The sequence below is a fragment of the Novibacillus thermophilus genome (genome assembly GCF_002005165.1).
In the GTDB taxonomy this organism is placed as follows: domain Bacteria; phylum Bacillota; class Bacilli; order Thermoactinomycetales; family Novibacillaceae; genus Novibacillus; species Novibacillus thermophilus.
In genome coordinates this window covers 451382-468061 of sequence record NZ_CP019699.1, presented here as the reverse complement: position 1 = coordinate 468061, position 16680 = coordinate 451382, and the positions used below count along the sequence as shown (strand labels likewise).

At 45.9% G+C, this 16680-nt stretch carries 12 protein-coding genes and 2 pseudogenes; 5 read left to right on the top strand and 9 right to left on the bottom strand.

The features are described from left to right. Positions 1-1647, bottom strand: a complete 1647-nt coding sequence (locus B0W44_RS02435; protein ID WP_169835379.1) for a sensor histidine kinase — start codon at positions 1645-1647, stop codon at positions 1-3. Positions 1648-1811: 164 nt separating this feature from the next. Then, on the bottom strand, positions 1812-2663 hold the full coding sequence (locus tag B0W44_RS02430) for an AraC family transcriptional regulator (protein ID WP_228441405.1): 852 nt from the start codon (positions 2661-2663) through the stop codon (positions 1812-1814). 132 nt (positions 2664-2795) lie between these two features. Between B0W44_RS02430 and B0W44_RS02425 the strand changes: the two genes are divergently transcribed. The 4 genes from B0W44_RS02425 to B0W44_RS02410 all read left to right on the top strand — a co-directional run bounded on the left by B0W44_RS02425 (position 2796) and on the right by B0W44_RS02410 (position 7251). Further along, positions 2796-3947: a Gfo/Idh/MocA family protein gene (locus B0W44_RS02425; protein ID WP_077718617.1), complete on the top strand. Its 1152-nt coding sequence runs from the start codon at positions 2796-2798 to the stop codon at positions 3945-3947. A gap of 14 nt (positions 3948-3961) precedes the next feature. After that, entirely contained in the window at positions 3962-5131 is a 1170-nt protein-coding gene (locus B0W44_RS02420; protein WP_077718616.1) for a dihydrodipicolinate synthase family protein, read from the top strand. Between the two features lie 41 nt (positions 5132-5172). Continuing rightward, positions 5173-6165 (top strand): Gfo/Idh/MocA family protein, encoded by a 993-nt coding sequence (locus B0W44_RS02415; protein WP_077718615.1) that lies wholly within the window; start codon positions 5173-5175, stop codon positions 6163-6165. Positions 6166-6348: 183 nt separating this feature from the next. Beyond that, positions 6349-7251 carry an AEC family transporter gene (locus B0W44_RS02410; RefSeq protein WP_228441402.1) on the top strand — a complete coding sequence of 301 codons (903 nt, stop codon included), beginning with the start codon at positions 6349-6351 and terminating at the stop codon, positions 7249-7251. Here the strand turns inward: B0W44_RS02410 and B0W44_RS02405 are convergent. The 6 genes and pseudogenes from B0W44_RS02405 to B0W44_RS02380 form a co-directional block, all read right to left on the bottom strand. Beyond that, a complete protein-coding gene (locus tag B0W44_RS02405) occupies positions 7248-7877 on the bottom strand; it encodes a bifunctional 4-hydroxy-2-oxoglutarate aldolase/2-dehydro-3-deoxy-phosphogluconate aldolase (RefSeq protein ID WP_077718613.1) in 630 nt (209 codons plus the stop codon). The two genes, B0W44_RS02410 and B0W44_RS02405, sit on opposite strands and share 4 nt — an antisense overlap. Before the next feature lie 12 nt (positions 7878-7889). Next, positions 7890-8812 (bottom strand): annotated as a pseudogene (locus tag B0W44_RS02400) (sugar kinase). Between the two features lie 83 nt (positions 8813-8895). Next, positions 8896-10503 (bottom strand): N-acyl-D-amino-acid deacylase family protein, encoded by a 1608-nt coding sequence (locus tag B0W44_RS02395; RefSeq protein ID WP_077718612.1) that lies wholly within the window; start codon positions 10501-10503, stop codon positions 8896-8898. Between the two features lie 58 nt (positions 10504-10561). Continuing rightward, a complete protein-coding gene (locus B0W44_RS02390; RefSeq protein ID WP_077718611.1) occupies positions 10562-11653 on the bottom strand; it encodes an alanine racemase in 1092 nt (363 codons plus the stop codon). A 19-nt stretch (positions 11654-11672) separates the two neighbouring features. Beyond that, positions 11673-13136, bottom strand: coding sequence for a sodium:solute symporter family protein (locus B0W44_RS02385; protein ID WP_077718610.1), 1464 nt, complete (start codon positions 13134-13136; stop codon positions 11673-11675). Positions 13137-13186: 50 nt separating this feature from the next. Further along, positions 13187-13651 (bottom strand): RidA family protein, encoded by a 465-nt coding sequence (locus tag B0W44_RS02380; RefSeq protein WP_077718609.1) that lies wholly within the window; start codon positions 13649-13651, stop codon positions 13187-13189. A 420-nt stretch (positions 13652-14071) separates the two neighbouring features. Here B0W44_RS02380 and B0W44_RS02375 point away from each other — a divergent pair, with 420 nt between their 5' ends. Beyond that, positions 14072-15415: an ISLre2 family transposase gene (locus tag B0W44_RS02375; protein ID WP_077718608.1), complete on the top strand. Its 1344-nt coding sequence runs from the start codon at positions 14072-14074 to the stop codon at positions 15413-15415. A 442-nt stretch (positions 15416-15857) separates the two neighbouring features. Here B0W44_RS02375 and B0W44_RS02370 read toward each other — a convergent pair. Beyond that, positions 15858-16505, bottom strand: a pseudogene (locus B0W44_RS02370) (IclR family transcriptional regulator); the annotation flags it as partial. Positions 16506-16680: the final 175 nt, after the last annotated feature.

Genomic DNA, 16680 nt, shown 5'->3' with positions numbered 1-16680 from the left:
TCACCTCTTCTCATACGGGATGTTGAACATGACTTTTGTTCCGTTTTCGAGTTCGCTTTCGACCTCGATGCCGTACCGTTCACCAAAAATCAACTGGAGCCGATCATGGATATTTTTCAACCCGATTCCTGTCCCTTTCGACTTCACCTTTCCAGCAAAAATGTCTTGAACGGTCGCTTCATTCATTCCCGGTCCGTCGTCTTCGACAACGACAAAAATGTCTTTTTGGCGAGAAAGGACAGAAACCGACACCTTCCCTTTCGTGACGGCTCCCACGCCGTGCAGAATCGCGTTTTCGACAATCGGCTGAATGGTCAGCTTGGGAATGAAAAACTGCTCCAGTCCCGGGTCGACTTCCAAACAAAACTGTAACCTCTCTTTATACCGAACACGTTGAATGTTAACGTAATCTTTTACAATTTGGAGTTCTTCACCGATCTGGATCAGCGGCTCCTTTTTGCTGACAATGCTCCTCATCATATTTCCAAGGGATTCGACGACGGACGCTATTTGTTCCTGCTTGTTGACTTTCGCCATCCAAGTCACGGAATTCAACGTGTTGTAGAGAAAATGAGGGTTGATTTGCGACTGTAGCGCTCGGTACTCTGTCTCCTTTATGATGAGCTGTTTTTCATAATTTTCTTTAATCAAGGTGTTGATTTGCTCCAGCATCGTCCGAAAATTGCGGTGCAATTGGGCTGTCTCGTCCTCAGAGTCGTGCTCAAAACGGGACTCTACCGTATCGAACTGCCCTTCCTGAACTTTTTTCATTCTCAAAGTTAAGTTTTCAAGCGGCCGCGTAATGCCGTGGGAAACTTTGTGACCGATGGCGAGGGCCAAAAGAAAGACCATCATGAAAATAAAGAGCATCGCATTTTTGACCATCCCAGTTTTTTCGGCGATCACTTCATATGGCAAAATGTTAAAGTAGGTTAGGGGCTGGGAGCTCGACATACTGTATGCCACGAGATACCTTCCGCTTTGAAACGGTACAATCTCGTAACCTTTGCCCGGTGGCTGTCGGTTATGAGTCAAGTCGACGAATGCCTCGTCGGTCGAAAAAACAGGTTCATCCTGTAAACTGATGAGAAAATGCTTCCCAGGGGATAAGTTCAACGTTTCATCTACTAATTTTTTCATGTCCATGTAAATCAAGACATACCCTAAATGCTCCATGCTGACATTTTCCATCGCCCTGATTTCTCTCAAGGCGACGACAACGTTTTCTTCTCCCGGCACGGGGAGCCAAACAATTCGGCCCTCGGCGCGAGAGGCCGCAGACAGCCACTCTGTACGCTTTTCAAAAGCGGGCCTCTCATCGCCAATCGTATACGTCGAACCTTCGCCGCTCAATACTTGGATCGCCACAATATACTTCTCCTGTTGCTCGTAGTGGAGAATTCTAGACTGCATTAAAGTGGTCATTCTGTGTGCCTCATAATTGTGCTCAGAGCGGTTGAGGAACTGCAAATACGTCTGAATTCTGTCGTCGGTAATCATTTGGAAAGAGAGCTGTTCCAACTCTCTCAATTCATTGTCCACTAGATTTGAAGAGATGTTTAACGTTTCCGCAGCCTCGTCATAGATTTGTCCTTGATACAACTCCGTCACGTAATGAAATGCGATCAGGCTGTACACGCCAATCATCAGCATTAAAAAAAACGTCATCCAAAATATTTTTTGCTTAATTTTAAGTCTCTTATAGATCGTTTTTACACATATTCTCATTACCCTCCCCCTTCATACGGTGAAATGACCGTATGGTTGCGTTTACAGCAAATTATAAACGAAAACATTTATGTCAACAAACGCTAATCAACAGGCTGGTACAACTGCCGGTAACGATTCGGCGACATATTCACGGTTTTTTTAAAAACGCGGTAAAAGGTGGACAGATTTTCATACCCGACCTCGAAGCATATCGTGGCAATATCTTTATCTGTCTCCGCGAGCAGTTTCTTAGCCGTTTGAATCCTCACTTCGGCCAAATACTGCATGGGCGTCATGTGGTACTGTTCTTTGAAAATATTGTTGACGTAGCGTGTGCTAATCCCTAATCTGGACGAAATATCTTTAGCCGTCAGCGGTTCGTAGTATAACGTTTCGATATAGTGTTTGATCCGTTCAGCCCTTAGCGTATTCGTGTCCGTATGTTGGGGGGCCTCCTGAAAGCGAGCGAGCACCAGCAAGAAGTGCAGTAAATGTATTTTAATGGCGTAGCTGCCCAAAGGAAAACGCTGGGACTGTTCAAACAGTATTTTCCTTAGAAATTGCCTTAACTCCCCGCTCACCATCGGGTTTAATGTGAAATACCGCGATTTCTTAAAAAATTTGTTCATGATGTCTCTCTGCACAAAAGAGTCTAAAGATTTTTCGTCAAAAGCGAGCACCAGTAAGGTTAAGCGGGAGTCCGAAATGACGGAATGTCTCGTGTACGGGGCAATCACAACAGCATTGTCTTGCGCGACTTCGTAAGAACTGCGGTCAATCGTAATCCTTCCCCTACCTTCAATGGCGTACAGTATTTGATGAACGGCATGATGGTGCTCACGTACCCGATCTTTTTCTTTATGCTTGCTCTCGTAAAGCGAGATGCCACACGACGGCAATTCGATGTGCTGAAAGGCCATAACCCCAATTCCCCACAACAGTCTTTTCATCATTCTATAGTTTCCTCCTTTCCCTTTCAAGGAGAAACGGTTCTGATTATAAGAATGTATTTCCCATATTCATAAGACAGTGCCGCCTTTCATTACTAGAATCTTAAACAAATGAACGCGAAAGGAGTTTTTCACGTGGCTACCCACACTGTAGGGATTGTGATGAATGGGGTTACCGGGCGTATGGGAACGAACCAGCATCTTATTCGCTCCATACTGGCGATTCGGGAACAAGGGGGAGTCCTCCTCCCCAATGAAGATGTCATCATGCCGGAACCGATACTCGTGGGACGCAATGAAAAAAAGCTGCAAGCCCTGGCCGAAAAACACGGCCTCTCCCGTTGGAGCACAGATCTGGACCAGTGTCTGAAAGATCCAGCCAACACTATTTACTTTGACTCGCAAACGACTCGTTTAAGAGCAGACAGTATCAAAAAGGCCATCAAATATGGAAAGCACATCTACTGTGAAAAGCCTACAGCCACTGACCTCCACAGTGCGCTGGAACTGGCTCAGCTGGCCCGTGAAGCCGGCGTCAAAAACGGTGTCGTTCAAGATAAGCTGTTCCTTCCGGGACTGATCAAATTAAAGCGCCTCATCGACTCCGGCTTTTTTGGCCACATTTTATCCGTTAGGATGGAATTCGGTTATTGGGTATTTGAAGGGGATTGGCAGCCTTCCCAGCGTCCCTCCTGGAATTACCGGAAAGAAGACGGCGGTGGGATGATTGTCGACATGTTTGCCCACTGGCGCTACATTTTAGACAACTTGTTCGGAAATGTGCGCGCCGTTTCATCCCTCGGTGCGACACACATCCCCAAACGCGTCGACGAACAGGGGCAAAGCTACACGTGTACGGCAGATGACGCGGCGTACGCCACATTTGAGCTGGACGGAGGGATTATTGTCCAGTGCAATTCTTCCTGGGCTGTCCGCGTCAACAGGGAAGATTTGCTCACAATCCAGGTAGACGGGACAGAAGGCAGTGCGGTCGCCGGCCTCAGAGACTGCAAAACGCAGCATCGGGTCAACACGCCGAGACCGACCTGGAATCCGGATATTCCCAATCCGTTCGATTTCAAAGAACAGTGGGAATACGTGCCAGACAATCAAGTGTTCGACAACGCCTTCAAGGTGCAGTGGGAAGCGTTTCTCAAACACGTCGTCAACGATGATCCCTTCCCGTGGGATTTGCTGGAAGGGGCGAAAGGCACGCAACTGTCAGAATTAGCCCTTCAATCCTGGCACGAGCGCCGCTGGGTTGATGTTCCAGAACTCAAAATTTAAAGGAGGGGGACACGATGGCGTACACAGTGACGTTACCCCGTGAGGGGGGGACTTTGTACACGTATCACTTGCAACAGGCGCGTCCGTTCACAACACCGACGGAACGGTTCCAAAAGCGGGTCGCCTTTGCAGCGGCTCATGTCGTTTGCGACCCGTTCGCGGATACAGATCCCCTTCACGAATCAAAAATCGACTGGGAAGGTACGCTGGCATACAGACATCACCTGTGGTCTCACGGATTTGCCGTGGCGGAAGCAATGGACACCGCCCAGAGAGGGATGGGACTCCGTTGGGACCGGGCAAAGGAGCTCATACAGCGATCGGCTGCTGAAGCAAAAACGGTGGGAGGACGAATTGCCTGTGGGGCCGGGACGGACCAGCTAACGCCGCATCACGGCGTCCGGCTGGAGGAAGTAGAAGCAGCCTATGAAGAACAGTGCGAATTCGTAGAAGCACAGGGCGGTCAAATCATTATTATGGCCAGTCGCGCCCTGGCAGCGTGCGCAAAAAGTCCGGAAGATTATCGCCGCGTGTACGGAAACATATTGACACAAGTTTCCCGACCGGTCATCTTGCACTGGCTGGGAGACATGTTTGATCCAGCCTTGACCGGATATTGGGGGCACCGGGATCTGGATGCCGCCATGGACGTCTGTTTGGACATTATCCGGGAACACCGGGAAAAAATTGACGGAATCAAAATATCCCTACTCGATAAACATCGAGAAATACACATGCGCAGGCTCCTTCCCCCGGGTGTCCGCATGTACACCGGTGACGACTTCCATTATCCTGAACTCATACGGGGAGATGAAGAGGGGTACAGTGACGCGCTGCTCGGTATTTTCGATGCCATTGCTCCGGCAGCAGCTGCAGCGCTCCTCGCCTTAGATGCAGGAGACGTCGACCGTTACCACGCCATTTTAGACAAGACCGTCCCCCTGGCGCGGCACATTTTTCAAAAACCGACTTACGCCTATAAAACGGGCATCGTCTTTTTGGCTTACTTAAACGGCCATCAACCCCATTTCCGCATGATAGGCGGAGCGGAAGGCGCCCGTTCTATCATCCATCTCGCAGAGCTTTTTGTACTAGCCGACAAGGCCGGTCTGTTACGTGATCCGGAGTTGGCCGTTCAGCGAATGAACCTCGCGCTTTCCTTAGCGGGCGTCTCTTCATCGTAAGGGGATGTTGATTTGAAACGGTTCCTCAAGGAGGGCTAGACGTGAAAGTGGCGTTTATCGGAGCTTCCGGACATTGGAAATACGCCGTGAACGGCATAAAAACGGAAGACGAGCTTCAAATCTGCGGAGTCTCCCCCGGTTCAAAGGGGGAAGATATTTCTCCGTTAGTGCACGAGCTGCACAAAGACGGCTACGCACCGCCTGTTTTTGACGATTACACGAAGATGCTGGATGAACAGCGACCTGACGTCGTCGTTGTCGACAACTTTTTTTCCGATCACGCGCACGTTGGGATAGCGGCGCTCAAGCGGGGGGCTCACCTGTTCATAGAGAAACCGATTGCCACCACTTTAAAGGATTTGGAGGCGTTGTATAGAGCTTACGAAGAGTCCGGCTGCCACCTAGCAGCGATGCACGGTTTAAGGTACGCGCCTGCGTTTTACACTGCGTGGAGCGTAATCAGATCTGGAGACATTGGAAAACCGCGCTTAATCCACACACAAAAATCGTACCGCCTGGGAAGTAGACCCCCGTTTTTCAAACACAGACACTCGTACGGCGGAACCATCCCTTGGGTGGGAAGCCACGCCATTGACTGGATTTACTGGTTTTCCGCCAAACGCTTTCGCTCTGTCTTTGCATCCCACTCACGTCAGGGCAACCAGGACCACGGAGAACTGGAGACGACGGCCCTTTGTCACTTTACGATGGAAGATGGCGTGTTCGCTTCTGCTTCTATCGATTACTTGCGTCCTGAAACGGCCCCCTCACACGGAGACGACCGCATTCGCGTAGCTGGAACAAAAGGGGTCGTTGAGGTGCGAAACGGGGATGTGCACGTAATAAGCGGCGTGGAAGGGGTTCGAAAATTGGAACCGAAGGACCCGGGGAATATATTTCAAGATTTTGTACAGCACATCCGCGGCCATAAAGAGTGTCTCATCGGCGCAGAAGATTCGTTTTACGTCACTGAAATCTGTCTGAGGGCACGTCAATCTGCCGACGAAAACAGAGTGGTGGAATTGAGCCGGTGAATCTCAAGACTTCTAAAAAAGCGTGTCCAAATAAAACGATTGAGGCGAAACATGTGGTTCGCCTCCTTTTCTTTTTCATCGTCGCAAGGCCCCGGGAGTAACAGGTGTGATACACTTACGTTTAAGAGTGTCGGATCAGCACCGGAGAAAGGACCATGTGGAATGAACGCATTCATCACTATCATGCTCGACATCATTTTACCTGTATTTGTTTTGATCGGCATCGGCGCCGCACTGCAGCGTAAATTTTCACTCGATTTGTACACTTTAGCAAAAATAAATATTTATTTCCTCGTTCCTGGCATCATCTTTGTTAAACTTTACGAGGCAAAACTGTCTTGGGATGTATTTCAACAGGTTTTCATTTTTTTCGCCTTGTTCATTGTCTCGCTCTACGTATTTTCACTTTTGGCCAGCCTGTTGTTTCATTATAACAAAAGTATGAAAGTCGCTTTCTCCAACAGCGTTCTCTTTTACAACTCGGGCAATTACGGCGTACCAGTTAACGACCTCGTGTTCAGACACGACCCGTTCGCTCTGTCTATCCAAATTTTGATCCTAACCTTCCAAAACATTCTAACCTTCTCCTACGGCATCTTTGTCCTCAAAGCGATTAACGGCGGAAAGCTGAAAGCAGCCCTCGGCTACTTTAAAATGCCAGTATTGTACGCCGTCTTATTTGGCGTCGGGTTGAATGTCACCAATATCCAATTGCCTGCATTCATCGAGACGCCCGCTCAGTACAGTGCAGATGCGATGATTGCCATCGCTTTACTCACCCTTGGTGCACAAATGGCTCAACTGCGTTTTTCGGAGCACCTTTTTTCAGTGTATGCCAGTGTTTTCATCCGTCTCGTGTGCGGACCAGTCATCGCCTTTTCACTCGTGCTCCTGCTACACCTTGACGGCGTCGTCGCCCAGGCTCTCATCATCTCATCGGCTATGCCGACCTCCGTCAACAGCTCCATCATTGCCCAGGAGTATGAAAACGAGCCGGCGTTCGCCACACAGGCCGTTATATTTTCTACCTTGCTCAGCTCCGTCACCGTCTCGGCTACGATCTACTTTGTGCGGATTCTATTTTAGTTCCTCACCAATCCACGAAACGCCTGGGCTCTCTCTTTCACGTCCGCCAGGTCCACCTGCCGTCCGCCGCGCCCGACCAGGGCGCTTCCAAGGCCGACAGCAGCTGCACCGGCCTCCACATAGTCCCAGGCGTTGTCTAGGTTGACCCCGCCGGTGGGCATGAGCGGAATGTGGCCCAACGGCCCCGACAACTCGCGGAAATACCGCGGCCCTACCACACTGGCCGGAAACACTTTGATCACATCGGCCCCAGCCTCAAACGCCTGCACGATCTCTGTCGGCGTCATACATCCGGGAAAGACCGCCTTCCCGTAACGCTTCGCTGTTTTGATCACGTCCACATTGAGCGACGGGGATACGAGAAACTCCGCTCCCGCACTGATGGCGGTGCGCGCTGTTTCGCTGTCCAACACCGTCCCCGCTCCTACGGCCACTTCGTCGCCGTACTCGTCTTTGATTCGCTGGATTTTGTCGTACACCCCGGGGGTGTCGACCGTCACCTCCATGATGCGAATGCCGCTCTCCACCAAGGTGCCGACGAGACTGTCCAACCCTTCCCCGGTGATGCCGCGAATGATGGCGACGATGCGCTGTTCGTACAACTGACGGAGTAATCTCTGCTTCACGATTCTGACCTCCTATCGCATGACATCTTCTCGTTCCGCGTCTACAGCTTCCAACTCTTCCTTTGTCGGCAATCCTTCCATGTCCCCTGCAAATTGGGTGACGATCCCCCCGACTTTGTTCCCCATCTCAACCGCTTCTCGCCACGTTTTTCCTTCCACGTACCCGGCCAGCAACCCCGCCGCAAACCCGTCCCCCGCTCCCACCGGGTCGACGACATCGCGAAATTTCAGCCCGGGGACAAACCCTTTCTCCCCGTCCCTCGTCGCAAAGTACGCCCCCGGGCTCCCAGTTTCACTACGCACACATGGGGGCCGGTGTCCAGTATCTTCTCCGCCAAACGTTCCGGATCCGTTTCACTGTACAGCCACTTCCCTTCTTCTAACCCGGGCAGCACAATGTCCGACTGGGAAATGAAGCGGCGCAAGACGGGACCAGCCTCTTCGAGAGTCCACAATTTCAGGCGAATGTTCGGGTCGAATGACACGGTGAGCTGATGACGGAGGGCGATGGCAAAAGCGTGCTCCACCGCTTCCCGGCACGATTCGCTCAAGGAGGGAGTAATGCCGGTCAAGTGTAATACGTTCGCCTGTCTCATGTACGCTTCGTCCAAATCGCCCGGCATGAGGCGACTGGCCGCCGAACCCCGGCGGTAGTAATACACGCGGAGTTGATCGGGCGTGCGCCGTTCTTTCAAGTACAGCCCCGTCGGCGCGTGGGGGTCGCGCTTTACAGCCGACGTATCGACTCCTTCGCCGCGAATGGTGGAGACGACGTATTCGCCCAATTCATCATTTCCCACTCTACTCATCCAGCCCGCTTTCTTTCCCAGTCGGGCCAGTCCGATGGCGACGTTACTTTCGGCGCCTCCCAGTCCGCGGGAAAAGGTGTGGGCGTAGCGGAGCGGGCCTGTTGTTGTCGGGGTGAGCAATACCATCGATTCTCCTAGCGTCACGACGTCCATACTTCTATACTAAACCTCCGCCATTTAAAGTACTCGTCTATTTCTACAACGTGACATCAGCCATCCACACAAATCGTTTCAGAAAATACAACCTTACCACTTCTTCTTTTCGTATAGGTATTGAATTCTTTAGTTTTGGTGCCATTGACAAATACGTACGATATCCCATCCGGATACTGAGTAGGATGTTCATAGGTGGCCCTATCCGCAATGCGGTCTTCGTCAAAAACAGTAATGTCTGCTATATAACCAGGAACTAAAAGTCCGCGTTTGCCGAGATTAAACCGTTTGGCAGGAAAAGATGTCATCTTTCTTACGGCATCTTCCAACTTGAGAATTTTTTCTTCACGAACGTATTTAGAAAAAATTCTGGGGAAAGTTCCAAACAGCCTGGGATGTGGTTTTCCCGTTGAGCAAGTGAGACTGTCTGAAGCAATTAACGATTTATCATATTTTATGACAGACTTCAAGTCAGTGTCCGACATGTGGAAAAAAACGATGGAAACATTGCCGAACTCCTCAATTAGTAAATCCATCATTTGGTCAATAGGATCCTTTCCGGTTGATCGACTGATATCCGCGATATTCTTTCCTTCAAACACTTTATTTTTACTAGTTTGGACTGAAGAGACAAATACGCTTTCCCAACCTGTAGATGCAACGAGATTATCCCAGTCCTCTTGTTCACGGTTTAACTCATTTTTAATTTCTTCTCTTGTCACTTTATCTTTTAGTCTTTCTATTGTTCTTTGTATTCCTCCTTCCAGTGACCAAGGGGGTAACAGTGTGGTCAACATGGTAGAACCAGCTGAATAAGGATAAACGTCACAGGTTACATCCATCCCCCTGTTCCTTGCGTCTTCAATCATTTCAATCGCATCTAACACCTTACCCCAATTACGTTTACCGGCAGCTTTCAGATGGCTGATATGCAGTTGGACTCCACTCTTTTCAGCAATCCAGAGAACTTCTTGTATTGATGGAACTAAATTGTTTCCTTCACCACGAACATGTGTAGCAAGCAATCCGTTATATTTCGACAGAACAGTGCAAAGTTCTGCAAGCTCCTCCTTGCTTGTATAACTACCAGGAGCGTAAAGCAATCCAATCGACAAACCAATCGCCCCGGCCTTTAAACCGTCTTCAAGTAACACCTTCATTTTTTCTACCTCAGCAGGTCTGGCAGGTCTTTTTTCAAAGCCCATGACTGCGATTCTCAACGCACCGTGTGCGACATAGGTCGATACATTTTCAGAAGGGTTAACTGATGCCAAAACGTTCATATAATCTTCCACAGTGTGCCAATTCCATTCCCGGTTTGTCTTACCTAATACTGGTTCAACATACGCCTGGAGTTGGTTTCCGAATTGCGGAAAAAAAGGGGCCGGAGCCAAGCCGCAATTTCCTACTACTTCTGTAGTAACACCTTGTTCCAATTTTATACGGGAGTCTGGATGATCCAAAATCATTAAATCAGAATGGCAATGACCATCGATAAAGCCCGGAGAAATGATATGTTGTCCAACATCAATTTCTTCTTTGCTTTCCGTTTCAACTCTACCAACTTGCACGATCCTACCGTCTTTAATCGCAATATCTCCGATAAACCATGGGTTTCCAGTCCCATCAACAATTCGGCCGTTTTTTAATACGTAATCAAGCATTCAATTTCGCTCCCTGACTAGAACAAAATCACATCTTCCCATAATAAAATTTTCCATTTTAATATAGTTTTCCACGGGCGGAAACAGCCAGCTTTTCTAAAGAACCGTCTTCCTTTTTAAAATAAACAGCGTCATGGAGATTAATCGTGCTGCAAATATGATTTGGAATGATCTCGATTGTATCACCAACTTGGAAGCTTTGTCCCGGTGGAACTCTAACCATCCCGTGCTCTTCTGTTAACCTCTCTAACACCCCTTCATGATGGTTTGCACATTCTCCAAAACCGTCCAATTTTAAAGGTTCAGAATTCGGTTGTACATCTGTGGCAAACGTTTTACTTCCTCCATCAATGACTAGTAGATCTTCTGACGGTATGCTTACTACTGTCGCCACTACCTTCGCCGCACAATCTTCAAAACGACAAACCTTATATCCCATTTGCATTCTGTCATTAAAAACATAAGTTCCGGGACGAATCTCTGTGATTCCCTCCACTTGTGCAACGTTTTCAGCAGTCGGTGTGGACCCACCACTAACATCTTTAATTTCAAGCCCGTCTTTTCTCAGTCGCTTTGCTAGTGCGGCCATTAATTCTCCTTCTTCTAATCCAGCCTTATACAGGTCCAATGTCGGCCTTCCTTTAAACAAAGCCCCTTTATATGTATAAATACCGGTTAAATTAACATTGTCTAAAATAGAAATCTCTTTGGCCAGGTCTACTGCTTTCTCATACTTGACACCTGTTCTCCTTAAACCTGTATCCACTTCCAACCTTACTTCAATATGCTGATTGTTCATTTTTGCCTTATCAGATAATTTTCTTGCTCCTTCAATACTGTCAACACCTACAATTAGACGAATCTTCTTACTCAGTTCCAATACTCTATCAATTTTGGCATCGGTAACGATCGGGTAGGCAACAAATATATCATTAATTCCTGCTGATGCCATCACTTCTGCTTCAGTTGTCTTTGCAACTGTGATCCCGACAGCACCGGCTTCTATTTGCATCTTTGCAATTTTGGGTATCTTGTGTGTTTTTACATGAGGGCGTAATCGAACCCCTCTTTTTTTAGCAATTTCCGCCATCTTCTTTATATTTTTCCGAACCTTGTCTTCGTCAACGATAATGGATGGTGTTTCAAACATATTTACGTTCCCCTTATAGCTAAATATTCTCCGTACCGGTATCCATAACCGCTCTTTCCTCACTTAACTTTCTTAAGGCTTCTTGCTTAGTAACGTTATTTTTTGGTGTTATTAAACTGACTAGTATTCCAAATATAAACGCCCCCGCCAATGACGGCAAAATTGGGTTCCCCCAATAAGCAAGAAGCGAATCGTTCATCAAGATGATGGTGGATGTTAAAGAGCCGCCAATCATACTGGCGAGTCCCCCTTGCCAATTGGCCCTCGACCAAAATTTTCCCAAAACTGAAGCAACAAACAGACCAGACATGACCGTTGAAATAAAGTTAGAAATATAATCAATAATGTTGCTCGAACCGATTGTCAAGATAAGAGCCAAAACAATAGTTATCACTAAAGAAATTCGCGAGTATTTCACTATATGTTCTTTTCGGGGAAGTTTTCCTGTAAGTACTTGGTAAACATCCCTTAGCAGTATAGTGACGGCTGCAATAAAATCAGAACTTCCAGAAGACATCGTAGCGCTTAATCCCGAAATCAGAATAATGGCACCGATCCATAGCGGAAAAACTTCCGTTGCCAAGTAAGGGAATGCATACCCTGACTCTAAATCGGGATTTAGAATTCTTGCAGCCATACCTGAGATAGATGGAAATATCGAAAAGATTGCAAAGAGAAAACCCGAAACAATAAAACCTTTTTTGACCGTTGAGACATCTTTACTCGAATATATTCGTTGGCGGTAAGAAGGCGTCGCCAAAACACCAACCGCTATTACAACAATTAACGATATTGCCGGAATCCATCCGATCTGTTGTGTTCCCAAGAAAGATACCATTTCATTGGGCAGATTTTCAGATATGACAGAATATCCACCGATTTTAACGAGGGATAGCAATGTTAGAAAAATAAATCCAAAGAACAAAATGAACCCTTGAATCGTGTCAGTGATAACAACCGACAAATAACCCCCGATAATGGTGAAACCAGCGAACCCGATAGCTGTCAACATTTTAGCTGTAACAGGATCGATCCCTGTTATCCACGATAAATATAAACTTCCACCTAAAATATGTGCTCCTAACCAACCAATAGACGCGATATATAACAGAACCGAGGTTAATCCTTTAATTAATTTACTCGCTCCAAAGTAATAGCTTAATTCTTCGGAATATGTCATGAAACTAAATCTTCTGACATCCCCAAAAAGTAGGAGCAAAACAAAGATACCAATAGCTCCTCCTATCCCGTATAGGGCTCCTGCCCAACCATTTGTAAAGGCATATTGAACCGCCCCCATACTTGAACCAGTACCTACAAGAGTAGCTACAGTAGTTCCGATTAAAAGAAATGAAGATAATCCCCTTCCTCCCATCAAAAAATCTTCACCGCTTTTAATGTGTCGAGAGACGAGGATCCCTATAACCAACATCAATCCAATAAATACGAGGAAAACTGCCAAGTAAACGATTGGATTTCCCATAACTTCTCCGCTCCCTTTGTAAACATGCTGAAAAAAACTGCAACGAGTGGTTAATCATCTAATTCGACAATCATCTCAATTTCAACTGGTGTATTAAAGGGTAATTCATTTGCGGCTACAGCAGAACGAGCATGTTTACCTTTTTCGCCAAAAACCTTTTCAAGAAATTCCGAAGCCCCATTTATAACGTACGGCTGTTCAACAAAACCCGGAGCACTATTAACAAAACCTAACACTTTTACGATTTTTGTTATTTTGTCTAAATCGCCTATATGCTTTTTTAAAACCGCTAAGCAATTTATGATCGTTTGCCGAGCGGCTTCCTGGCCCTGTTCAATTGTGAGATCTCGTCCAACTTTTCCTTCATAAATCAGCTTCCCATCTTTTCTACAATCTTGTCCCGAGGTAAATAAGAGGTTACCAGTTTGTTGAACCGGTATGTATACAGCTGCTGGCTTTGGTGCCGAAGGCAACGTGATACCCATTGCATTTAACCTTTCTTCAATACTTCCCATCACTTTAACTCCTTCCTTTTTTCTAGTTTGTTCCAATTCCGAAAGACTTAAAGCTAAACCTTTCGTTGTGTCTAGAATTTATCATTCCTTCTATATCATAAAATGGTTTCAACACAAGGAATAGGGTGTTGATTTTTAAATCATGTTCCTTATAGTAGAACTGTGTTCTATTTAATACGTAACTATTGTATACTATTTTCTAAATATGTCAACGCTTCCGTCAACATTGTATGAGTAAAATTATTGTGGGCAAAATTTAACCCCCTCATTTGTTGAGGGAACGTTAGAACGCTCAACAAATGAGGGGGCCACCAAGCGAAAGCGCGGTAGTTAATAAGCAAATAACATGAAAAAGAGGGTTACTCCTTGGTAGAATCTTAGTCAACCAAAACTAAATCACAAACAAAGGAGTAACCCCTCATGCAAAAGAATAACACAGTATATCCAAATTTAAAACAGATTGAGCAATTAGTTTGGAGGCAATTACAGGAAACCTTCTCAAAGGTCATGAAAACACTATTAGAGGACATGGACAAGCAGATTGCAGAAGAACGAGATAAAAAACGCTATCGACTCATTGATAAAAGAAAATATCATATAACTAGTCTCTTCGGAGAGATTGAATTAAATCGTAATTATTACCGTGACCGGGAGACAGGGGAATATGTTTTTCTCCTTGATCGTTATTTAGAGTTTGAGGATGCAGGTTCTTTTAGCCCATTGATTGAGGAGGTAGCTATTGAATTAGCTGTTCAGGGACCTTCCTATCGAAAAGCAGCCAGTACGTTAGAAACCCTTTTAGGCTATCGGGTTATTAGTCATGAGGCAATCCGTCAACACTTATTACAAGTTTCGAGTATTCCAAAAAAGCGTGAGCATGTACATCAACCTGTATTATTTGTAGAGGTCGATGGTTTGTTTGTAAAACGTCAAGGTAAACGAAAAAAGGGAAAAGAAGAGAAAATAGCCGCAGTTCATCAAGGCTGGGAAGTCAATGGGAAACGAGTAAGACTGAAGAATAAACGCCATTTCGTACATGAAGGGAACCAGCCATTTTGGGAGGCGTTTGAGGACTTTCTCATCGAAAACTTTGAGTATGATCCAACCTTTCATAAGTTGGTAATAAATGGAGATGGTGCAAATTGGATTACAACTTGTCGTGACTATTTCAAAGATCGTGCATTCTTTTCGCTTGATCGTTTCCATGTGGCACGGGAGATTCGAAGTTTGTTCCGTCATCACCCACGTTATCGTCCAATTCGTAAGGCGCTTGCATCATATGATTATGAGAAATTGCTTACAGAGCTTAACAGTGCAGTCGGAACGCTAGAGGATGATGAGCAAGAGGAACGTCTAGAAGCATTTATTCGCCAATTAGAGAAATATCCAGAAGCCTTGGGAGATTATCGTAACTGGCTTAAAGAACAGGGTATAGATACAACAGGAATGCGTCCGATGGGTAGTGCAGAAGGAACCATGAGTGTATTTGCCAAAAGACTTAAAAATGGCCGTAGTTGGGTGGATAAAGGTGTAAGTGCCATGTTCACTGGTTTGGTAGCTTACTTGGATAAATTGACCTTAAAAACACTATTTGGCAGGATTGAAAAATGGACTGAAACAAAGGTGGAAAAGAACCCACCAAGATACTATAAAGAAAAAGTTACGAGCACAATTGGTGAAGCCACTAGAGACAATGTTCTATATCTAAAAAGAAAAGCTAACATACCAGTTTACAAAGCATTAAAAGAGTTGTCTGGCTTTTAAAAAAGGCAAAATTCTTACCAAGAGAGTATCCTAAGGGTTTGAATCCGCTTTCAAATTTAAGGTGTTAAAAAAACTGCCTATAAATACTTGACTCAAACTCAACATTGTAAGAACCTCGGGCTTTCATAAACTTGAAACACAAATGAATTAAAAAGGGGTATACTCTGGTTTCGGAAATAAAGCAGACGTTATCGCTATGGCGCTTAAAATTCCTTAGAAAGTAACGGTTTTTTCTCGGTGGATTCGGTCCATTTTTATTCACGATGAAATACCTCCTCGGCTCAGGCCTTAAGGAGGTATGTTAAGCGCGAATTTTGCCAATATTGTACCCCAACTCATTCGACATTAATTTAATCGTTCTGGTGATCGACGGTATTAAATCATATTGAATCCGTTCCTCCGTCACTCTAAAAACCGGACCGGAAATGCTAATAGCAGCTACAATTTTTCCTGATCTGTCCCGAATAGGTGCAGCGATGCATCGAATGCCTTCTTCGTTTTCAACATTATCTATCGCCCACCCGTTATTTTTAATATTTTGCAGGTGGCGCTTCAGTTCTCCTGGTTCAGTGATCGTATTTTTTGTAAACCTCGGCAACCCTTTTTCCCGAATGATATGTTCGACTTCAGCCCAGCTCAGTTCTGAAAGCAGTACTTTTCCAACAGCAGTAGAATGCATATACGCTCTCTTTCCAATTTGTGAAGCCACCCGAATCGTATTTTTAGAGCTTTCAACTTTGTCGATATAGACGACTTCACAATCGTCGCGTATCACGAGATGGACAGTTTCTCCCACTTTGTTTGCGAGCTCTTCCATGTGTTTGTGGGCGACTTTCCTTAAACTTAAGTTTTCAAGCAAAGAAGAATAAAGGGATAGTATTTTTAGTCCGAGTTTGTAATTCTCTGTCTTCTCATCTTGCACAACATATCCTTTATGATGTAGCGTCATCATCAACCTGTGGGTCGTACTCTTTGCCAGTCCCAACCTTTGACTAATCTCGGTAATCCCGAGCCCTTCTTCTTCATCAGCTAAAGTTTCAAGAATGTTTAACGACCGAACGACGGCGTTTACTAATTTTTCTTCAGTCATAGCAATATCTCCATTCACTGGATAAAATTGTAATCCAAGATTAGCTTATCTTGAGAGCCGTCATCTGTCAACGAAAAAAGAGCAAGGAGGTCTCTCCCTTGCTCTTTCAAAACTACTAGATGTTCACAAATAACGATAGGCGCCTTTTAAGACCTACGATTCATCCTTGAACGGT